A 22150-nucleotide genomic window follows, 5' to 3' on the forward strand; every position below is an offset into this window, starting at 1 on the left:
AGTATTATTCTTTTTCAGTTTCGGCCACCTGGAGTTTCAGCAAACTGATCACACCAATTCCGGCAATGCTTAATACTACGATCTCAAAAAGGGTATCAAACCCTCTGAAATCAACCAATATTACGTTAACTACATTTTTCCCATGAGCAGCTAAATAAGACTCGTTTCCATAAAACTTGGAAATAGTATTGGGATGCGGTTCATTTAAAATACCTAAAGCAATAATTCCAATGAAAACACCAAATAAAATAGAAACAACAGCATCTCTTATTTTTGTTTTTCTATTGGCCAGGTTTACAAATGAAGGTAACCTGAATAATACCAATAAGAAAAGTACAACGGTTAAAGTATCTATGGTAAATTGGGTCATAGCCAAATCCGGAGCACTATAAAAAACAAAAAATAAACAGATACAGTATCCCACAACGCTCATAGAAACAATGGCTGTTAATCTGGATGTCGTGCTAATGGTTGTTATTACAGATATGATAACCATAATAGCAACGGCAACTTCATAGATTTTGAAAGAGCTATACTTGCTAAAATCTAAATGGATTTGAATATGTTTGAAAATGGCATAACCAAGAATAGCCAGACTGAAAATAGTAATGGTTAAAAGGTATTTTCTAAGATAACCGTTATGAAGTTTATGTGTAATGACAAGCGCAGATTTTTTAAGTAGGATATTTAGTCCTATAAAAATATTTCCTGTGTTATAACGAGCTTCTGTTTCTCTTTTATCTATGTTTTTAGGAGCAAAAATGTATATAGCTGTACCTAAAATAATAGTAATCAGGCTGAGTACTAGAACAATATTGAAACCGTGCCATAATGCGAGGTGAGAGTTTATGATTGCTACATTAGTGATGGTACTTGCCAGAAAATTATCTAGAATACTTTTTTCAAATAAAACAGGAGCTACTCCAAAAATTATTGTAAGTGCTGCCAGTAAAACAGGAGCTATAAGTAAACTGCCATCGGATTTTATAGGGGTTTCCTGTACTATTTGACTTGGTTTTCCTGTAAAGGGTCTTATTCCTGCTACAAAAGAGGCATATAACATAAAAATATTAGCCAGAACCAGTAAACCCAACAGTACAAAAGACCAGATTTCCTGTTGCTGATATAATGACTCATAAATGGCTTCTTTTCCTAAAAAACCAAAGGTTAAAGGAATACCAGCAGCGGAAAATGCAGCAATAATACCTGTAGCAAAAAGAAGCGGTTTGTGTTTTCTGATACCAGCCAATTCATTAATCTCCCGGGTATGATAGGTGTGGTCTATAATACCTGTTATTAAAAATAACGTTGCTTTGTAAAGAGCATGGACAACAATAAAAATGCCCAGCGCTTTTAATGCCAGATCGCTGCCTAACCCAATCAGAAATACCATAAATCCTAATGCAGATATGGTAGTGTAAGCCAGAATACTTTTTAAATCATATTTACTTATAGAGATAATGGCGCCCAATAAAAGTGTAATTCCCCCAATGCTTAATAAAGTAATATTCCAAAAAGGTGTATGGTTAAAAGCTGGAGAAAATCTTAATAAGAGATAAATTCCTGCCTTTACCATGGTCGCAGAATGCAGGTAGGCAGAAACGGGGGTAGGGGCTTTCATGGCGCCAGGTAACCAGAAATGAAAAGGGAATTGAGCCGATTTGGTAAAAGCACCTATAAACAATAAGGTTAATATGATGTAGAATGCCTCGTGGTTTTTAATCAAAGAAGATTGGGCAATAATTTCCTGGATAGAATATGAACCAACTATTTGGGCCATCCATATGAGACCGGCAAATAAAACAAGACCTCCTGCACCGGTAATTCCCAAAGAAATGAGCGCACTTTTTCTTGATTCGGCATTTTTATGGTAATGCCCTATTAAAAAGAAGGAGCTGATGCTGGTAAGTTCCCAAAAAAGAAATAGTGTAATTACATTATCAGAAAGCACCATTCCCAGCATGGCAGACATAAAAAGCGAGAGGTAAGCGTAAAAACGATGTATATCGCTATCGTCAATCATATATTTTGCAGCATATACAAATATTAGCGATCCTATCCCTGAGATTAATAAACAAAAGAGTAAGCCCACACCATCCAGATTAAAATCAAAATTGATTTGCATGGCGGGCATCCAGATGTAAGCACTCAGGATAGATTTTTGTAAATGAAGCAGTGGGATATACTGCGCAAAAAAAACGAATAAACTTATAGGTACAATAGCATATAAAATAGCATATTTTGCATTTAACTTATGTCCTAAAACGAATATAAAAACCGATAAAATTATTCCAGATAGTATACTTATTAACATTCAATAGATTTGATAAAATCGTTGTCTCCCTAAAAATAATAAAAAATGTGAAAAAACAGGTGTTGAAAGGAGTTTTTGTTGGAAAATTGATATTGAAAAGACTGTTAATTTATTAAAATTGTATATGGTGTTGAGTTAACGGTAGTATATTATATAATGAATATTCTGAGTTATTAGCCTTTTATATTTATCTAATCATTATATTTAGTGTGATTTGTTATTACATTTTCGAGAAAATAGTATTTAGTTGATGGAGAAACATTTGAAAGAGCAATTAGAGCAATTTTACGCCCAGGGAAAAGAACATGATTCAAAACAGACCGATAGATTAAAAAGATGGAGAAATATAGAGCCGGAATCTGCATTGCTGATTACTTTATTGATAAAAACGAAATGCGCCCAAAATGTTCTTGAAATAGGAACCTCAAATGGATATTCGACAATTAAAATTGCTGATGCATTAAGAAGTACGGGTGGGCAGTTAACCACAATTGAGATTGAAAAAGAACGGGTTGCCGAAGCACAAAAAAATCTTGAAGAATATAAGCTTTCAGATTATGTAGAATGTTTACATGCCGATGCATTTGATTTTTTACAGACAAACAAAAGGTATTTTGATTTTATATTGTTAGATGCTGAAAGAAAAGAATATGTTCGTTATTGGCCTTTTCTGAAAAACCTACTGTCTGCCAACAGAAAATGTCTAATGGTAGTAGATAATGTGGTGTCACATGCCAATGAAGTTGCTGATTTTGTTGCCGAGATAGAAAAAGATGAAACCTTTAAGATCATCAAAATACCTGTAGGGGCAGGACTTTTGTTTGTGGGCTTAGATTACTGATGGTAAATGTTATTTTTGCGAAATAAACCTGTAAGAATATAGACAGGTTTTAATTTGTTTGCATAAATAATAAGCAACTTTTGAGTTTATCGTACATGGAATTGCCTAAAATACTTTTAACCACTTTAAATGCCAAATACATTCACATGAATTTGGCCATTCGTATTCTGTTTGATTTAAATAAAGACAGAGCGAACCTGTCGTGGAAAGAGTTTACTATAAAAATGCCGGCAGATGAAATAGCTGCTTACTGCAAGGAGTTTGATGTAGTTTGTTTTAGTTGTTATATATGGAATATAACGGAGACTTTAGAAGTAACCCGTATCATAAAAGAATACAATCCGGAAACGAAAATTTTATTGGGAGGACCGGAGGTTAGTTACGAATGGCAGGGGATTATAGATCAGGATCATATAGATTATATTATAACAGGAGAAGGAGAGATTCCTTTTGAGAAATTTCTGACTAATTATCCAAATGTAAATAATATTCATAACCTGGTTTATAAAGAAAATGGACAGGTGTGTTATAGCGAAAAGACAGAGCAATTTGATATAAAATTATTGGCTGATAGAAACCCATATCAATACGATCTGGCGAGCGATCTCAGTCATAAAGTAAGTTATATAGAAACCAGTAGAGGATGTCCGTATAAGTGTGAATTTTGTTTAGCCAGTTTAGATAACCGGATGCGGTATCTTCCTATGGAAACTATTAAGCAAAATCTTCTGTATCTGATGGAACATGGGCGTACCATAAAATTTTTAGATAGGACATTCAATATCAAAAGAGAATTTACGCTGGAGCTTTTCCAGTTTATATTGGATAATCACCGACCAGGTAATGTTTTTCAGTTTGAAATTACAGCTGATATTGTCCATCCTGATATTATCAAATTTGTGAACGAGAAAGTACCTCCGGGATTGTTCCGTTTTGAAATTGGGATACAAACCGTTAATCAGGCAAGTAATCTGGAGGTAAGCAGGAAACAAAACTTTGAGAAAACCAGTAGTATTATTAAGCAGTTGGATGAACGGATAGAAATGCATCTGGATTTGATTGTGGGATTACCTTTAGAATATATGGATGATTTGAAATTTAGTTTTGAATCTACCTTTAAACTTTATCCGCCCGAATTGCAACTGGGATTTTTAAAATTCCTTAAGGGAACTCCGGTAAGACAAAAATACGAACAGTATGGTTATGTTTTTGATCCTAATCCGCCCTATCAGATTATAAAAAGTGATTTTTTAAGTGAAGAAGATCTTCATAGGATAACGCTGATGGAGAATGCTCTGGAGATTTACTGGAATAAAAAGAGATGCGCTCATCTGTTGAAATATATCTCAGAAAACTTCAGTATTTTTGATTATCTGATGACTTTGGGCGGGCATTTTGAGAAGCATTACGATTTTCACCGCCACTCGTTAAATGATATTTTTAATGCTATATACGACTTTAATCAATCGTATGCAGATAATAATGAGTATATAAAAGAATTTTTTGCTATTGATTATTATTTGTATAGTAAGCAGAGACCTAAAGACTTATATGGTTTGGAGTTGGAGAAAAGTGAACGGAATAATTGGATAGAAATACTGAAACTAAACCATCAGAAATATAGATTTACCATATTGCCAATTAGTTTTGACTGGAATTTTTGGTTAGAATCTGGTTGTGTGTTCCCCGAAAAGGGATATTTGATTATTAAATATGATGGACGGACACAACCAGAGGTAGTTTATTATAAAAACCAACTAGCAATTGCAAACTAAAATTGTTTGTATAGTTTGATTCGTATTTTATAATAAACAGTATAATTTAGGCTAATCTTTACTTTTAAGTATGATTTCGCTTACAATATTTTCTAAATCGTTCAGATCAAAAGGTTTGGATAAATAGGCGTCTGCTCCGGCAGTTTCAGCTAAAATATGTATATCATTGTTAGCAGAAAAATAAATGACAGGTATATGGTGAAACTGTGGGTCGTTTTTTAATAATTGAGTGGCTTTTATACCACCAATATCAGGAATCCAGTTGTCCATTAATATAACATCAGGACTTGTTTTAGCCACTTTTTCTATAATGTCATGCGAAGTCTCAGATATTTCTACATGGTATCCGGATTCAGAAAGAACTATGGAGCAAAGCTCTAATATATTTACGTCATCATCAAATATCAAAATCGTCTTCTTATTCATTATTGTCTCAGGTAAAAATTAACGTATGTTTAAAAGTACTAAGGTTTCAAAAATGTATCTTTTAATAGTCATTTAAGCTGTTGATAAAGTCTGCAATTTCTTCAGGTCTTAATATATAATCAATGGCAACCTTTTCAATAGCTTGCTTTGGCATAAAAGATACTTCTGCCGTTTCAGGAGATTGTGCAATAGCAATGCCGTTGTTTAGCTTTATCAACTTAAGTCCGTCCACCCCATCTGAATTTGCACCTGAAAGTAAAATAGCACAGGTCTTATTTTTATAAATGTCTGCAGCAGACATAAAGCAGATATCTATTGATGGCCGGGAATGGTTGATTTTTTCAGAGTAATCTAACGTGACCATTTTATTTTTTTCGATAAGTAAATGGTAATCGGACGGAGCTATATATATTGTTCCGGGCTCAAGCATAGTTTTGTCCTCGACTTCAATAACAGGGATAGGCGTGTGTGCTGAAAGTAAATCCTGAAGGACAGAATGTTGCAAAGGTTTTCTATGAAGAATGATGATGATAGGAAACGAAAGGGGCTTTAATTCCGGTAAAACGTCTAAAATTACTTTTAGACTACCGGCAGACCCTCCAATTAAAAGCAAATCTATCCTGTGGATTTTTTGCATACTAAACAGATTTAATTTTTCTCCAAATCCTTTCAGTTCCTATTTGTTTGTAGCTCTGTTCCAGCGAAGAAAATTTTATGGTTTCTTTAGACCCTAAAGCTAAAAAACCTAAATGATCCAGACTGGCATCAAACAGATTAAAAACTCTGTTTTGGAGTTCCCGTTCGAAATAAATCAGTACATTTCTGCAAATGATAAGTTGAAACTCGTTAAAAGAACTATCAGAAACAAGGTTATGTGTAGAAAAAATCATCTTAGATCTTAAATCTGTGCTAAATTTTGCTACCTCATAATTGGCTGTATAATATTGAGAAAAATCTGCTCTTCCTCCCGAGTTGATGTAGTTCTCAGAATATTGTTTCATCTGGCTGAGAGGGAAAATACCTTTTCTGGCTTTTTCTAATACACCCGGATTAATATCTGTTGCATAAATTAGAGATCTGTCATAAAGATTTGTTTCTTTAAGCAGTATAGCCAGAGAGTAGGCTTCTTCTCCGGTAGAACATCCGGCTACCCAAATGCGAATAAATGGATAAGTACCCAAATGTGGCATTATATCCTCTCTCAAAGATTGGTAAAAGCTGGGATCTCTAAACATTTCAGTAACGTTTACCGTAATTTCTTCCACAAAATGCTGTAAGTAGTTCTCGTCATTAAGTACTCTGTAACGTAACTCGGCAAAACTTGAAAACTTATCCAGATAGCAAAGCCTGTTCAGCCTGCGTTTGATAGAGGCCTTGCTGTATTGTGTGAAGTCATAATCATATTGAATAGAGACTTCTTCAAGAAGTTTTTCAAGGTCCTGATCGTTAATGATATGTTGTTCTTTGAACATCAGATAACTTTTTTTATAGCAATAATGAGTTTCTCAATATCTATTGGCTTTGAAATATAATCCTGTGCTCCTGCATTTAAGCATTTTTCTCTGTCGCCCTGCATTGCTTGTGCCGTCACAGCTATGATTGGTATATTCTGTAAAAGTGGATAAGACCTGATTGTTTTTATTGCTTGATAACCGTCCATTTCGGGCATCATCATATCCATGAGTACAACACTAATATTATTCTCTTTTTGTAAAAGATCAATTCCTTCACTGGCACTTAGGCACGAAATGGATTTAAAACCTTTAATTTTTAATGCCAGGCTCAAAGCAAATATGTTTCGGCTATCGTCGTCAATAATTAAAATAAGCTTCTCTGTATTCATTTTTTGCAATCTCTATTTATTCATATAGCCAAACTCTCAATAACGAAAGTAATTGATCTGTATCAACAGGTTTCGAAATATAATCAGAAGCTCCTGCTTTTATGCACTTTTCTCTATCACCTACCATTGCTTTTGCTGTGACAGCAATTATAGGTAGGTTCTTATGCTCTGGAATCTGTCTTATCCGTTTAATGGTTTCGTAGCCATCCATTTCGGGCATCATCATGTCCATGAGAACAATAGTAGTGTCCGGATTGTTTTCCAGTTGTTCCAGTGCATCTTTTCCGTCTATAGCAGAAATAACTCTTACCTGGTATTTTTCCAAAGCTTTGGAAAGGGAGAAGATATTTCTCACATCATCGTCGGCAATTAAGATTTTTTTATCCTTCAGCGTTTCCTGTAATGATCCCAGTTTGTTGCCTTTCTTTCTGTCGGTTGATGTGCTGTTTTCTTCTACCAGATGAAGGAAAAGACCAACTTCATCCAATATTCTTTTATAAGAGTGTGCGGTCTTAAGAACAATGGAATCTGCATACTGTCTTATTTTAGCTTCTTCTTGTTGAGACAGATTCTTACCTGTAAATACGATGATAGGTAGATTTTCTAATCCAGGATTTTTTTTCATGGCTTCTAGTGCATCATATCCTGCTCTGTCTGGTAATCCCATGTCGAGAATTACACAATCAGCTTCATTCCTCATTAAAGCATGAATGCTATCAGATATATTGCTTTTAATTTCTGTAGCAATTTCGAAACTGCTTAGGAAATAAGAGAGCGCACTTGCATGTTTTCTGTTTTCCTCAATAATAAGCACTTTTTTAGGATAGCGGTTTAGTGCATCCTCAATTTTTTTGAACATTTGGTGAATCTGTTCAAGAGCAACTGGTTTGTTAATAAAATCTATGGCACCTTTTTTCAGACTTTCTTTTTTTACCTGAAGTGATGACATAATGTGTACCGGAATATGTTTGGTGATTGGATTGTTTTTTATTTCATCCATAACCTGCCAACCGTCTTTAACAGGTAATTGTATGTCCAGGAGAATTGCTAATGGAAGGTGTTTCTCTGCTAATCCGGCTGCTATATCACCACGTACAGCTATAATGCCCTTGTAGTTTTGTTTACGTGTGAAATTTAATAGTGCTTTTGCAAAGTTTATATCATCTTCAACAATGAGAATAATTTTATCTCCTAGTTTTAAATTATGTCTGTCATCATCAATTCCGTCAGGAATAGAAATTGTCTCAATATTTTTAGGTGTTTCTACTAAATTATTGGACTCTAAAACTTCATGTGCTATGTCATCTAATAGTTCGTCAATATTTTGGTGTTGAGGTTCATATTGATGATTTTTTGGGATAGTTAACGTGAATGTGCTGCCTTTACCTGTTTCGCTTTTCAGGCTAATCTGCCCTCCAAATAATTTGGCTATCTCTTTGCTAATGGATAATCCAAGACCTGTTCCGCCGAACCTTCTCCTGGTAGATCCGTCGGCTTGTCTAAAGGCTTCAAAAATTATTTTCTGTTGTTCAGTACTAATGCCTATTCCAGTGTCTCTGACTATAAATATAAGTTCATCACCGGTTTGTTTAATAGAAAGTGATACGTTTCCTTCCGAGGTGAATTTAAGGGCATTCGAAATTAAATTTTTTAGTATTTGTTCAAGTCTTAATCTGTCTGTTTCTATAATTGGATTTAGGCCTTCTTCTATGTGAAATAATAAATCCAGTTTTTTCTCTTGTGCCAGAGGATTGAATAGCGATTTAATAGTTTGTACAATATCCGAAAGGTTTTCTTTTTGAATATCTAAAACCATTTTTCCCGCTTCGATCTTTGATAGATCAAGAATCTCATCTATTAGATGTAATAAACTGCTTCCTGAGCTTTGTATAACTTTTGCAGACTCTACCTGATCGGTATTTAAATTACTTTCCTCATTTTCTGCGAGTAGTCTTGATAATAGTAATATTGAATTGAGAGGAGTACGAAGTTCATGAGACATATTAGCCAGAAATTCGGATTTATACTTCGTACTTAAGGCTAATTGTTCTGCTTTATGTTGAATTTCTAAATTTCTTTCTGCAATAAGTTGGTTTTTCTCTTCCAGCGATCTGGAGCGTTCTTCAAGTTCTTGGTTGCTTTGTAGTAATTCTTCTTGTTGTACTTTAAGTTCTTCTTCAGAGGCTTGGAGTTTTTGGGTCTGGGCTTCAAGTTCAGTGTTTAAGCCTTCTAACTCAGAATGTTGAGATTGTAGTTCTTCTGTTTGTGCTTGTGTTTCTTCCAGCAGCTTTTGTATATGTGATCTGTTTTTGGAATCTTCAATAGCTAAAGATATTCCCCTGCAAGATTCTGTTAAATATTCAAGTTTGTATTCATTAATTGGTTCGTCAAAACCTAGTTCTATAACACCAATACATTGTTTGTTCATTAATAATGGTAAAAGAATCAGGTTTGAAATTTTAAGTTTCCCGTTAGCGAAACTTACATTGAAAGAATTGGAATCAAGGTTGTCGATATGTTTTATTTTTTTGCTTATAAATGTTTGGCCTATCATTCCTTCGCCAATTTCATAGTTTTTAAGCATGTGTTTCTCTAAACCATAGCTGCTTTGCAACTTTAATTCTCCGCTATCTTGCAATAAATATAAAGCACCGTTTAGGCTTTCAGAATGATGGACGAGTTGTGAAAGGGCTTCGTCTGATATTTCTTCCGCTGTTTTGTCTCCCAATAAACCTTTGTTTAAAGAGGCTAATCCATATTGAACCCATTCCTTATTGTTTATCTTTTCAAAAGATTCTTTTAATGAAATAGCCATGGTATTTAATGATCCTGCTACGGAACCAAGGTCATCTTCGTCTTTATTATCAATAGAAATATTGTAATTGCCATTAGATATTTTTTTGGCTATTTTTTCAATGATTTGTATGCGTTTTCCTATTTCAGCCTCTTTGGTACGCAATGCACCTTGTAATTCTTCTCTTTTCGAATAATCTCTTTTTACCCGTCGATAAAGAAAAATAGTAATGGATAAGGAAATTAGTGTTGCGGTAATAATAAATAATAAAGTGTATTTTGAATAGATGTCTAAAGACACAGAAGTGTTATAGAGAACAAGTTCTTCGTTAGAAACGATTTTGTTGATAATAGTACTGCAATCGTCCATCAGCTCCTTACTTTCGTTTAACTGCTCAAGAGTAATGGTGCCCCCATCCTTTTTTATTTTTAATAACCTTTCAAAGGCTTTAACCCTTTCGTCTGTACTGATTTTTAATTTATTGATGTTTGTAATATGACTGGTATTTTCATATTTAATATCATTAAGGTCATTTAGAGATTTAGGCAGGTCTTGTAAAGCCCTGTGGTATGGAGTTAAAAAAACTTTGTTACCTGTTAATAAATAGTTTTGGTGAGCAACTTCAGCGTCTTGGAGATCTTTGAGGACAGCATCAAGTAACTTAATGCTTTTGCTGGTACTCATTAATCTGTCTTTATTCTCTTCTAGTTTTTTAATACTAATAAAAGAAGCTGTTGAGCTAATAAATAAAATAAGTAATGATATACCGAATCCTAGTTGCAGATTTTTTAAAAATGTCTTAACCATAAATTTGAGTTAGTTTGATAAAGGTAACGTAAAGAAAAAAGTAGAACCTTTTCCATATTTGCTATGTACCCCAATAGTTCCTTCGTGTTGTCTGATGATATCTGCACATATATAAAGTCCGATGCCCAATCCCTGGAATCTTAATGAAGATTCTTCGACCCGGTAAAATTTGTCGAAAATACTCTTTTGGTCATCATCACAGATACCTATTCCAAAATCAGTAACGCTAACTAGTAGTGTGTTGTTTTTAATTTCAGTACTTACAATAATTGTCTCTGAGTCTGGTGCATATTTTATGGCATTGGTAAGGTAATTAATTAGTACCTGTTCAATTCTGATTTCATCGGCTATAATGTTTTTGTCATATACCTCACCTCGGGTTAATATTTTGATTTTTAAGTTGTCATGTGTATGGATGATAATATCGATAACACTATCTATTAATCTATGAATGTTGAAAGGTTTTTTATTTAATTTAAGTTTTCCGTTCTCAATTTTTGATATATCCAATAAATCCGAAATCAAATTACTTAATTTAAAAAGCTGAGCCTGTACTCTCCCTATATAATTATGAATAGGTTTTTCGGTTTTATGGTCTAAATTCCGCTCAATAAGTTGTATGTATGCTTTGATACTCGTTAAAGGAGTTTTTAATTCGTGGCTGGTGATGCTTAAAAATTCATCCTTTTTCTTTTCAATCTGCTTTTGGTCATCTATGTCAGTGAACGTACCCACCCATTTTACTACGCTTCCATTTTCCTGTATAGGTACGATTCTTAAAAGATGAAATTTAAAATTTGTGGAATCTAATCTTTTTATTCGAACCTCCATTTCGAGAGGTGTATCATTTATTCTGGAATTTTTCCATGCTTCAGTAATAGATCCGTCCTCAGGATGTGTCTCCGGAAAAGTAGCTTCATTGGAATAGAACAGCCATTTTTTATTGATAAAATCTATATTTCCCTTACAATCTGCAGTAAAAGCAAGTTGGGGGAGTGACTCAAGAGTGAAATGTAAATGGTCTACTCTTTTTTTGAGCTCCTCTTGCACCTGTTTTCTGGTTTCGATCTCAGATCTTAATGTTTTCTGAGTCTCATTTAAGATCAGTGTTTGTTCGTAAAGTCGATAGAAAGTTTTAACCTTAAGTAGCAGTATATCCGGATCTACAGGTTTGGTCACATAATCTATTCCACCCGAAGCATAGCCTTTGGTTATGAATTTTTTATCAATGTTTACAGCTGATAAAAAAATAATAGGGATGTTTTTAGATTTGCTAAATCCAGATAGTGTTTCAGCAACCTCAAAACCATCCATTCCCAGCATTTGAACATCTAATATTATCAGTGCGTAACTTGTCTTTAAAACCTTTTTTAAAGCTTCTTCTCCAGACATTGCCGTGTCTACTACAAAGTTCTTAGATTCTAGAAGCCTTTTTAAAGAATAAATATTTTCAGCCTTGTCGTCAACAATTAAAATCATAAAAAAGTGTTTTCCTCACTGTAGATGTGGAAATTAATAATTATCACGGATAAATAAAAAACTAAATGAATCCTGACAAAAAGTAATCCAAAAATAAGTCTTTGTTATGCTTGCATAATAAAGTGTCGTTTGCTATATTTGATATAATAAGTAGCATGTGATTAAATGAAACATCAAGAAACTATTGATTATTTTCTGAAGATTGTCTGGCAGAATATAGCCAATAAATATAATAATATAGCTTCGGAATTTGGTATAACCCAATCTGTTGGGTATTTATTAATTAATATCCACGAAGAAGAAGGGACTACTGTCTCAGAAGTGGCTTCATTGTTGGGGTTAAAGTCTACAAGTTTAAGCCGGATGTTAAACAATTTGGAAAGAGATGGGTTAATATACAGGCAAGGAAATCAGATGGATAAAAGATCGGTGAAAGTTTTTCTTACCGATTTGGGAAAAGAAAAAAGACATTTGGCAAGAGTGGTTGTTAGAAAATTTAATGATTATTTAAATGACCATTTTAGCGAGCAAGAAAGAGAACAGCTGATTCAGTTATTAAAAAAAATAAACGATTTAACCATAGATTATCAATCAAACTAATCTATTTATTCTATGAAAAGGATTATCACAAAAGTAGCAGTATTAGGTTCGGGTATAATGGGCTCACGTATTGCTTGTCATTTTGCTAATATAGGTGTAGAAGTATTGCTTTTAGATATTGCTCCCAAAGAATTGAATGCAGATGAACAGGTAAAAGGGCTTACTCTGGAAAATAAAAAAGTGAAAAACAGAATAGTGGATGCTTCATTGCAAAACACGCTGAAATCCAATCCATCACCGGTTTACTCCAAGTCAGTAATTTCCAGGATAACAACGGGCAATTTTGAGGATAACATGAAAGATATTGCTACTTGTGATTGGGTGATTGAAGTAGTTGTGGAAAACCTGGATATAAAAAAACAAGTTTATGTACAGGTAGAACAGTTTAGGAAACCAGGAACATTAATTACCTCTAATACTTCTGGTATACCTATACATTTAATGACTGAAGGAAGAAGTGAAGATTTTAAAAAACATTTCTGCGGAACACATTTTTTTAATCCGCCCAGGTACCTGCGCTTGTTGGAAATTATACCCACTCCATATACAGAGCAATCTATTGTAGATTTTCTGATGCATTATGGTGATCTTTATTTAGGGAAAACTACAGTGCTTTGTAAAGATACTCCGGCATTTATAGCCAACAGAGTAGGCGTTTTTTCTATTATGTCGCTGTTGCATCTGGTTCAAAAAATGGATTTAACAGTGGAAGAAGTAGATAAATTTAGTGGTCCGGCATTGGGCAGGCCCAAATCTGCAACTTTTAGAACATCAGATGTGGTAGGATTGGATACCATGATAAATGTAGCCAATGGGCTGTCTCAAAACGCTCCTGATGATGAAGCAAAAGCAGCTTTTGAACTTCCGGATTATGTGCGCAAAATGCAAGAAAATAAATGGTTGGGAGATAAAACAAAGCAAGGGTTTTACAAAAAAATAAAAGGAGAAAACGGCAAGTCAGAAATTTTAGCCCTTGATCTGAAAACGCTGGAATACAGACCCCAACAAAAAGTTAAATCAGAAACGTTAGAGGCAACTAAAAAGATAGATAATCTGCAAGAAAGAATGCGGGTTTATGCAAGAGGAAAGGATAAAGCCGGAGAGTTTTTTAGAGTATCCTTTGCAGGATTATTTGAATATGTATCTAACAGGATCCCGGAAATATCCGATGAGCTATACAAAATAGATGATGCCATGCGAGCCGGATTTGGATGGGAATTAGGACCATTTGAAGTTTGGGATGCTTTGGGTGTAAAGGAAGGTATAGAAATAATGAAAGATCAAGGCAAGAAACCAGCTCAATGGGTGGTAGATATGCTGGAATCTGGAAATACTTCCTTCTATAAAGTTGATAATGGAATAAAAAACTATTACGATATTCCTTCAAAAAACTATAAGAATATTCCGGGAACAGAAGAGTATATTATTCTGGACAATATAAGACCAGGTAAAACCATTTGGAAAAATGCAGGTACAACATTAACCGATCTGGGAGATGGAATATTAAATCTGGAGTTTCATACTAAAATGAATACTATTGGAGGTGAAGTTCTTGAGGGAATTAACAAAGCAATAGATATAGCCGAGAAGGATTATAAAGGATTAGTTATTGGTAATGACGGAGCAAATTTTTCTGCAGGAGCTAATGTGGGGATGATTTTTATGATGGCGGTGGAGCAAGAATGGGATGAAGTAAACATGGCTATAAAGATGTTCCAGAATACATCAATGCGAATCAGGTATTCGTCTATACCGGTGGTCCTGGCTCCGTATAATCTTACTTTAGGAGGTGGATGTGAGTTTTGTTTACACGCAGATCATGTACAGTTACACGCCGAAACTTATATGGGACTTGTAGAATTTGGAGTAGGATTAATACCAGGAGGCGGTGGTAGTAAAGAGTTTGCTTTAAGAGCTTCCGATGAATATAAAGAAGGTCAGATAGATCAGAATGTTCTGAAAGATAAATTTCTTACGATAGCAATGGCTAAGGTTTCTACCTCAGCGCAGGAAGCTTTTGAGTTGGGTTATCTAAAAGAAGGTAAATTTAGTATAACCATGAACAGGAGCAGGTTGATTGCTGATGCTAAGCAAAAAGCACTCGAGTTGTTTAATGCAGGTTATGTACAGCTATCTCCAAGAAAAGATATCAAAGTGTTAGGAGATAGTGGTTTGGGAATGGTTTACGCTGGCGCCAATAGTATGCGTTCAGGAAACTATATCTCCGAATATGATCAGAAAATATCACAAAAACTAGGTTATGTAATGTGTGGAGGAGATTTATCGGCACCAACGCAGGTAACAGAGCAATATTTACTGGATTTGGAAAGAGAAGCATTCCTGTCTTTATGTGCAGAGAAGAAAACTCTGGAAAGAATTCAAAGTATTCTGACAACAGGCAAACCGTTGAGGAATTGATTTTAAATACACTACTTAACACAAACATTTAATCAGACATGGAAGCATATATTATAGCAGGATATAGAACAGCAGTAGGGAAAGCCCCAAGAGGTGTTTTTCGTTTTACCCGGGCAGATGATTTGGCAGCAGAAGTAATACAGGGATTAATAGCGTCTGTACCCAATTTGGATGTGAACAGGATAGATGATGTTATCGTTGGTAATGCAACGCCAGAAGCCGAGCAAGGTTTAAATATAGGTCGTATGGTATCCTTAATGGGCTTAAATACCGATAAAGTTCCTGGTGTTACAGTCAATAGGTATTGTGCGTCAGGTTTAGAAACTATAGCCACGGCAGTAGCTAAAATAAAAAGTGGAATGGCCCATTGTATTGTGGCGGGAGGGGTAGAGGTTATGTCTGGCATGCCATTCGGAGGGAATAAAATTGTCCCCAATGCTAAAATAGCTAAGAATCACCCCGATTGGTATTGGGGAATGGGATTAACCGCAGAAGCGGTAGCCAAAGAGTTTAATGTCAGTAGAGAAGATCAGGACGAATTTGCACTAAATTCACATACAAAGGCTGTGGCTGCTATAGAAAACGGACATCTAAAAGATGGTGTGCTCCCTATAAAAATAACAGAAACTTATTTAGACGAAAATCAAAAGAAGAAAACGCGGGAATATGTTGTAGATACGGATGAAGGGCCCAGAAAAGATACCAATCTGGAAGCGTTGGCTAAATTGAAACCTGTATTTGCTTTAAATGGTAGTGTAACTGCAGGGAACTCGTCTCAAACTTCGGACGGAGCAGCATTTGTTTTGGTGGTTTCCGAAACGATGATGAAAGAATTAAATGCAGAACCAATAGCGAGACTGGTAAGTTATGGGGTAGCAGGTGTACCTCCACGTATTATGGGGATAGGTCCTATAGAAGCTATTCCGAAAGCACTCAAAATGGCAGATATGAAATTGGATGATATTGATCTGATTGAACTTAATGAGGCTTTTGCTTCGCAATCTTTAGCCGTTATCAGAAATTTAAATATAGATATAAGCAAGCTTAATGTAAATGGAGGTGCTATTGCATTGGGTCATCCTTTGGGATGTACCGGCGCTAAATTAACTGTTCAGGTTTTAAATGAGCTTAAAAGGACGCAAAAAAAATACGGAATGGTTACCATGTGCGTGGGAACAGGACAGGGAGCTGCCGGTATTTTTGAAATGCTTTAAAAGAATAACACTAACAAACTATTAAGGGATGAGGAGCTGTGCTGTATACTCCTTCTCTTTTATCAGCTAAAAAGAAATAACTATGCAAAACGAAAAACAATCATTAAAAGGTGGAGAGTTTATCATCAAAGAAACCGAAGCAAAAGACGTCTTTATTCCAGAGGAGTTTGACGAAGAGCAATTGATGATAAAAAAGACTTGTGAAGATTTTCTAGAGGCCGAAGTATTTCCTAATCTGGATAGAATAGATAAACTGGAAGAGGGGTTAATGCCATCTTTGATGGATAAAGCCGGAGAATTAGGTTTACTGGCAGTTTCTATTCCAGAGGAGTATGGTGGGTTTGGTAAAAACTTTAATACTTCTATGCTGGTGACAGATGTTATTGGAGCAGGTCATTCGTTTGCGGTAGCGCTTTCTGCGCATACAGGTATTGGTACATTGCCTATATTATATTATGGTAATACAGCGCAAAAAGATAAATATATACCCAAATTGGCTTCTGGCGAATGGAAAGCAGCTTATTGTTTAACCGAACCGAATTCAGGATCTGATGCCAATAGTGGTAAAACAAAAGCAGTGCTTAACGCAGAAGGAACGCATTATCTGATCAGTGGACAAAAAATGTGGATTACCAATGGTGGCTTTGCAGATGTGTTTATTGTATTTGCTAAAATAGATGATGATAAAAACCTAACTGCTTTTATAGTTGAGAAGGATTTTGGAGGAATAACAATGAATCCAGAAGAGCATAAAATGGGTATTAAAGGATCATCCACCCGTCAGATTTTTTTCAATGATTGCCCGGTACCGGTAGAAAATATGCTTTCAGAGAGAGAAAATGGCTTTAAGATAGCTGTTAATATTTTAAATATAGGTCGTATAAAATTAGGGGCTGCAGCTATAGGTTCTTCAAGGAAAGTAATTAATACGGCTATCAATTATGCGAATGAAAGAGCACAATTTGGACTACAGATTTCAAAATTTGGAGCTATAAGGTATAAATTGGCCGAAATGGCAACCAGAAACTTTGCAGTAGAGAGTGCAACTTATCGGGCCGGACAGAATGTGGACGATGCTTATGAGAGATTAGTGGCCTCTGGAATGGATTCTGCAAAAGCGAAATTGAAATCAACTGAGGAGTTTGCTGTAGAATGCGCCATTATTAAAGTTTGGGGATCGGAAATGTTGGATTATATAGTAGATGAAGGTGTTCAGATCTATGGAGGAATGGGATTTTCAGCAGAAGCTCCAATGGATAGGGCTTATAGAGATAGCAGGATTAACCGGATTTTTGAAGGTACAAATGAAATAAATAGGCTCTTAATTGTTGATATGCTTCTGAAAAGAGGCATGAAAGGAGAGCTGGACTTAATGACTCCGGCGCAGGCAGTTGCTAGTGAACTCATGTCTATTCCCGATTTTAATGCCGCCGAAGATGAAGGAACTTTTGCTGCGGAAAAGAAAATTATCAAAAACCTGAAAAAAGCAGGGTTAATGATTGCGGGTGCAGCAGTACAAAAGTTGATGATGACTCTGGCGAAAGAGCAAGAGATATTAATGAACATTGCCGATATTATTGGGTATGTGTATGTGGCCGAATCAACTTTGCTACGAGTAGAGAAGCTTATAGCGCAAAAAGGAGAAAATGCAGTTTCAGGTCAAATAGACATAATGCGTATTTATTTGCAAGAAACGGTAGATAAAGTCCATTTGGCAGGAAAAGAGGCTCTAAATTCCTTTGCAGAAGGCGATGAGTTGAATATGATGTTGATGGGATTGAGAAGGTTTACTAAAACAGCCCCTTTTAATATTAAAGATGCAAGGCAGCGTGTGGCCAAACAATTAATAGAAGCTAATAAATATTGTTATTAAATAATCACTTGCAAAAAGAAAGGGTGTTTTCAAATGAAAGCACCCTTTCTTTGTTTATATACGAGTTATTTGTCACAAAAAGATTATCTTCGGAATGTAGCATAACACAATAATTTATCCGTATTGGAAGAAGAAATTCTAAAAAAATGTTAAATTCTGGAATTATCTAAAAAGATAAATAAATTTGTGATATTGAAATTATGAGGGGACACCTTTTTTGCTTTTTTTTATTGTTTAGTTTATTGGTTGGAAGTTGTAAAAAAGTAGAAGATGATACACTTCGTCAGTACAATAGCCAATTGAGTAGTGATGATATTACCATCAGAAATTTTTTGTCTATTCAGGAGATACCGGCTATCCGTACAGAGTCCGGGGTCTACTATCAAATACTTCAAGAGGGAGAAGGGGAAATTTTAGAAAAGTGGAAGAATCCTAAAATAACGGTTATTTATACAGGACGTTTTTTAGATGGAAGAGTGTTTGCGGACTCTAAAGAAAAAGAAGAAATGTTAGGGAAAGAAATTTTAGGCTGGCAGATAGGCCTGAAATATATAAATAAAGGAGGAAAGATTAGGTTAATTATTCCATCAGGATTAGCTTACGGAAGTGATGGAGGAGGGATAGTTCCTTCAAATACAATTTTAGATTACGATATAGAATTAGTCAATATAAAATAGAAGATGATAAAGAAATTTTGGGTACTGTTAACAATTTGTGCGATTGCTTTTAGTTCATGTAAAAGAGAAGATAGAGATTTAGTTCAGATAGAAGATGAAGCTATTCAGGCTTTTTTAATGAATAATGGGTTGACTTCTAAGTTTACGAAAGATAGTTTAGGATATTATTACCAGGTATTGGAAGAAGGTGAAGGAGATACTTTGAAAAAACACGATGCGGCTTTCTTTTTTCTGGGAATGAAAACTTTGACCGGAGAAAGTATAAAAGCAACCTCTGGGATGTTAGTTAATAGTGATGTGAATACATTTATGCCTAATCTAAATATGGTAGAACTTGGTAAAGTATACTATATCACACCCAAAGGGTTAAAAGAAGTGCTGTTGAAATCTAAGTATGGAGAGAAGTTAAGGGTAATTATGCCTTCTTATCTAATGTTTGGTAAGGATGGGTATAACACCACCGTTACAGGAAATACTATATTAGATTTAACAATTGATGTTATTAAAGGTAAAAACCAGACAGAGGCGGAAGATGCTATTTTACAAAGCCATCTTGATAAACAGTCTGAAGAGTATATAAAAGATAGCGAAGGTTTTTATTACCATATAGTGGAGCAGGGCACCGGAAATAAAGTGGAATATGGTTCATCTGTGAAAGTTGCCTATACTGGGAGTTTTTTAAATGGGCAGGTATTTGATTCTGCAAGCAAAGACTCTCCGTTTGATGTTGTAGTAACAAATGGCTATGTAATAAAAGGTTGGGTATTAGCTTTACAGAAAATGAACGTAGGAGGTAAAATGAAAGTTGTATTTCCTTCATATCTAGCTTATGGTACTAATGGTTCTGGGGCAATTCCTCCTAATACACCTATACAATTTGAAATAGAAATATTGTAAACAAGCGGTAAAAGCATTTTAAGAAATAGAGGCAGTATCAAAAGAGCTTTGTTATTCCAATATCCTCTCTTTTTCGTCATCGTGAGCGGGGTTGAGGGATTTGTTTCATAAGTGCTCAGGAAGAAGATTTCTCTTCGTTGTATTCATCGAAATGATAACTTTTTTTGATACAGCTTTTTGTATTTATAAGAAGCTTATTTTCTTAGAGCTCTTTTTTTTCTATTTGTAGATGTCTCTTAAGGCCGTATCCAAGTGAGGAAACTCAAAATTAAAACCAATTTCCATTATTTTTTCAGCATTCATTCTGGTGCTACTTAATAATATAATACTCATCTCTCCTAATGCTAATTTTAGTATATAAGGAGGGATTGAAGGGAGCCAAAGAGGTTTACATAATTGTTTTGCTAAAACTTTGGAAAAATATTTATTGGTAACCGGGTAAGGAGCAGAAGCATTGTATACACCTTCCAGCAATTCGTTTTTTATAAAGAAAAGATACATGTTTACCAGGTCTTTAATATGTATCCATGACATCCATTGTTTTCCATTTCCTAAGACAGAACCCATTCCAAATTTAAATGGAACAGCCATTTTAGCAAGAGCACCTTTGTTTTTGTCCAGTACAATTCCGGTTCTTAATTTAACTGTTTGCAGGCCTATAGCTTTGCCGGCATCTACGGCATTTTCCCATAATGAACAACATTTTCCCAAAAAATCGTTATTAGGAAATGCAGATTCGTCTAAAATCTCATCCCCTCTGTCACTATAATAACCAGCTGCTGACGCAGCTATTACACGTTTCACCTGATGTTTTTCCTGTTTTAGTAATTCGTAGATTAAGTTTATAGGTTCGGTTCTGCTGGCTGTAATTTCTTGCTTTCTTGTTTTTGTCCATCTTTTATCTGCAATACCTGCACCGGCTAAATGTATAATCGTACTTACACCTTTGATACACTTTGGGTCTATTTTTTTATGTTTAATATCCCATTTGAAATGTTTAGTATCTTTTATCTGTTTGTCTGTTCTCCCAATAATATGTACTTTATAACCCTCGTCAATCAGGGTGTTTATCAGGTGACTGCCTATGAAACCAGTTCCTCCTGTCACAAGAATTGTATCTTTCATATCCTTTAAAACTTAAAACGAACGATTAGGTTTGAATATTTTAAGCCTAAATCTAATTAACATAAAGGTATAAATATATTATTCGTTTAGTGGTTAGGGGCTGAATATTGTAATCTATGAGTTATTACATTTGAATTATCTTAGTTTTGTGCTAAAATCAGAATATGAAATACAAGAAACATATATTTGTTTGTACTAATCAAAGACCTGAAGGGGCAAGGGTTTGTTGCGGAGAACAACACGGAATGGCTTTAACAGCTGCATTTAAGAAAGCGGTTAAGGACAATGGACTTTTGGCAACAGTAAGAGCACAACGGGCGGGTTGTTTTGAAACCTGCGAACAGGGCCCAAGTGTGGTTGTATATCCTGAAGGTGTATTCTACGGAAAAGTCCAATTATCTGATGTAGATGAAATAGTTCAGCAACATATTATGAATAATAAAGTTGTTGAAAGACTTAAACTGGATTTTTCTGAAAATAAGGATTAACCGTGAATATAACTTTCCAGCTCGGTAATCGTATGTTTTTGGTCTGCTATAACAAACTTAACTAAATCTCCAATGGAGATAATACCAATGAGTTGATTGTTTTCTAAGACAGGAAGATGTCTTATATGTTTGTCTGTCATTATTTGCATACAATGTTCTATGCTAAATTGCGGAGTTATGGTGAGCAATTCTGTTGACATAACTTCGCTAATGATTACTTCTTTTGAAGTTTTTCCTTTTAAAGCTATTTTTCTTGCATAATCACGTTCGGTAAATATCCCTTCTAATTTAGCGCCATCGGTAATTAATACTGCACTTACGTTTTGTTCCATCATTAAGGTCAAGGCCTCATAAACAGTGGCATGCCTGGAAATGGTAAAAAGTTTGTCGATAGGTTTCCCGGAAAGGATGTGTCGGATGCTTTTCATTTTATTTTCAATTGGTTACCCTAATTTAACTTTTTGAAAGATAAAAAGCAAAACTTATCTTAACTGATGGTAATACTGGGAAGAGGACGCATAGAAAAGGTGATGAGATATAGATTTCCTGAGTTGGGCTGTCTCTTTGTTATTTAAATTC

Annotated in this window: 18 protein-coding genes; 9 read left to right on the forward strand and 9 right to left on the reverse strand. The window is 34.9% G+C overall.

Annotation, left to right across the window (positions count from 1 at the left end; all coding sequences use genetic code 11):
• Nucleotides 1–4: 4 nt before the first annotated feature.
• Complete coding sequence (gene mbhE / locus ACFSAH_RS05350; RefSeq protein WP_379661675.1) at nucleotides 5–2314, reverse strand: hydrogen gas-evolving membrane-bound hydrogenase subunit E; 2310 nt, start codon at nucleotides 2312–2314, stop codon at nucleotides 5–7.
• A gap of 250 nt (nucleotides 2315–2564) precedes the next feature.
• Here mbhE and ACFSAH_RS05355 point away from each other — a divergent pair, with 250 nt between their 5' ends.
• Nucleotides 2565–3155 (forward strand): O-methyltransferase, encoded by a 591-nt coding sequence (locus ACFSAH_RS05355; protein WP_379661676.1) that lies wholly within the window; start codon nucleotides 2565–2567, stop codon nucleotides 3153–3155.
• A 95-nt stretch (nucleotides 3156–3250) separates the two neighbouring features.
• Nucleotides 3251–4930: a B12-binding domain-containing radical SAM protein gene (locus ACFSAH_RS05360; protein WP_379661677.1), complete on the forward strand. Its 1680-nt coding sequence runs from the start codon at nucleotides 3251–3253 to the stop codon at nucleotides 4928–4930.
• A 51-nt stretch (nucleotides 4931–4981) separates the two neighbouring features.
• Here the strand turns inward: ACFSAH_RS05360 and ACFSAH_RS05365 are convergent, their stop codons facing one another.
• The 6 genes from ACFSAH_RS05365 to ACFSAH_RS05390 all read right to left on the reverse strand — a co-directional run bounded on the left by ACFSAH_RS05365 (nucleotide 4982) and on the right by ACFSAH_RS05390 (nucleotide 12279).
• On the reverse strand, nucleotides 4982–5356 hold the full coding sequence (locus ACFSAH_RS05365; protein WP_379661678.1) for a response regulator: 375 nt from the start codon (nucleotides 5354–5356) through the stop codon (nucleotides 4982–4984).
• Nucleotides 5357–5417: 61 nt separating this feature from the next.
• Nucleotides 5418–5993 carry a chemotaxis protein CheB gene (locus ACFSAH_RS05370; protein ID WP_379661679.1) on the reverse strand — a complete coding sequence of 192 codons (576 nt, stop codon included), beginning with the start codon at nucleotides 5991–5993 and terminating at the stop codon, nucleotides 5418–5420.
• Between the two features lies 1 nt (nucleotide 5994).
• On the reverse strand, nucleotides 5995–6828 hold the full coding sequence (locus ACFSAH_RS05375; RefSeq protein ID WP_379661680.1) for a CheR family methyltransferase: 834 nt from the start codon (nucleotides 6826–6828) through the stop codon (nucleotides 5995–5997).
• On the reverse strand, nucleotides 6828–7199 hold the full coding sequence (locus ACFSAH_RS05380) for a response regulator (RefSeq protein WP_379661681.1): 372 nt from the start codon (nucleotides 7197–7199) through the stop codon (nucleotides 6828–6830). Before ACFSAH_RS05380 ends, ACFSAH_RS05375 begins: the two co-directional genes overlap by 1 nt.
• A gap of 16 nt (nucleotides 7200–7215) precedes the next feature.
• Nucleotides 7216–10800, reverse strand: a complete 3585-nt coding sequence (locus ACFSAH_RS05385; RefSeq protein WP_379661682.1) for a response regulator — start codon at nucleotides 10798–10800, stop codon at nucleotides 7216–7218.
• A gap of 9 nt (nucleotides 10801–10809) precedes the next feature.
• On the reverse strand, nucleotides 10810–12279 hold the full coding sequence (locus ACFSAH_RS05390) for an ATP-binding response regulator (protein WP_379661683.1): 1470 nt from the start codon (nucleotides 12277–12279) through the stop codon (nucleotides 10810–10812).
• Between the two features lie 165 nt (nucleotides 12280–12444).
• Between ACFSAH_RS05390 and ACFSAH_RS05395 the strand changes: the two genes are divergently transcribed.
• The 6 genes from ACFSAH_RS05395 to ACFSAH_RS05420 all read left to right on the forward strand — a co-directional run bounded on the left by ACFSAH_RS05395 (nucleotide 12445) and on the right by ACFSAH_RS05420 (nucleotide 19958).
• A complete protein-coding gene (locus ACFSAH_RS05395; protein ID WP_379661684.1) occupies nucleotides 12445–12879 on the forward strand; it encodes a MarR family winged helix-turn-helix transcriptional regulator in 435 nt (144 codons plus the stop codon).
• Between the two features lie 12 nt (nucleotides 12880–12891).
• A complete protein-coding gene (locus tag ACFSAH_RS05400; protein ID WP_379661685.1) occupies nucleotides 12892–15297 on the forward strand; it encodes a 3-hydroxyacyl-CoA dehydrogenase/enoyl-CoA hydratase family protein in 2406 nt (801 codons plus the stop codon).
• A gap of 38 nt (nucleotides 15298–15335) precedes the next feature.
• Complete coding sequence (locus ACFSAH_RS05405; protein ID WP_379661686.1) at nucleotides 15336–16511, forward strand: acetyl-CoA C-acyltransferase; 1176 nt, start codon at nucleotides 15336–15338, stop codon at nucleotides 16509–16511.
• 82 nt (nucleotides 16512–16593) lie between these two features.
• Nucleotides 16594–18384, forward strand: coding sequence for an acyl-CoA dehydrogenase family protein (locus tag ACFSAH_RS05410; RefSeq protein WP_379661687.1), 1791 nt, complete (start codon nucleotides 16594–16596; stop codon nucleotides 18382–18384).
• A gap of 242 nt (nucleotides 18385–18626) precedes the next feature.
• Nucleotides 18627–19061, forward strand: a complete 435-nt coding sequence (locus tag ACFSAH_RS05415) for an FKBP-type peptidyl-prolyl cis-trans isomerase (protein ID WP_379661688.1) — start codon at nucleotides 18627–18629, stop codon at nucleotides 19059–19061.
• Between the two features lie 3 nt (nucleotides 19062–19064).
• The gene (locus tag ACFSAH_RS05420; RefSeq protein WP_379661689.1) at nucleotides 19065–19958 is read left to right on the forward strand and encodes an FKBP-type peptidyl-prolyl cis-trans isomerase; all 894 of its coding nucleotides are present in this window, start codon (nucleotides 19065–19067) and stop codon (nucleotides 19956–19958) included.
• Nucleotides 19959–20177: 219 nt separating this feature from the next.
• Here the strand turns inward: ACFSAH_RS05420 and ACFSAH_RS05425 are convergent, their stop codons facing one another.
• Complete coding sequence (locus ACFSAH_RS05425) at nucleotides 20178–21083, reverse strand: TIGR01777 family oxidoreductase (RefSeq protein WP_379661690.1); 906 nt, start codon at nucleotides 21081–21083, stop codon at nucleotides 20178–20180.
• Between the two features lie 164 nt (nucleotides 21084–21247).
• Here ACFSAH_RS05425 and ACFSAH_RS05430 point away from each other — a divergent pair, with 164 nt between their 5' ends.
• Nucleotides 21248–21571 carry a (2Fe-2S) ferredoxin domain-containing protein gene (locus ACFSAH_RS05430; protein WP_379661691.1) on the forward strand — a complete coding sequence of 108 codons (324 nt, stop codon included), beginning with the start codon at nucleotides 21248–21250 and terminating at the stop codon, nucleotides 21569–21571.
• Here the strand turns inward: ACFSAH_RS05430 and ACFSAH_RS05435 are convergent.
• Nucleotides 21568–21999 carry a CBS domain-containing protein gene (locus ACFSAH_RS05435; RefSeq protein WP_379661692.1) on the reverse strand — a complete coding sequence of 144 codons (432 nt, stop codon included), beginning with the start codon at nucleotides 21997–21999 and terminating at the stop codon, nucleotides 21568–21570. The genes ACFSAH_RS05430 and ACFSAH_RS05435 overlap by 4 nt on opposite strands.
• Nucleotides 22000–22150 lie beyond the last annotated feature (151 nt).

This window comes from Pseudopedobacter beijingensis, assembly GCF_042678145.1.
Classification (GTDB): domain Bacteria; phylum Bacteroidota; class Bacteroidia; order Sphingobacteriales; family Sphingobacteriaceae; genus Pseudopedobacter; species Pseudopedobacter beijingensis.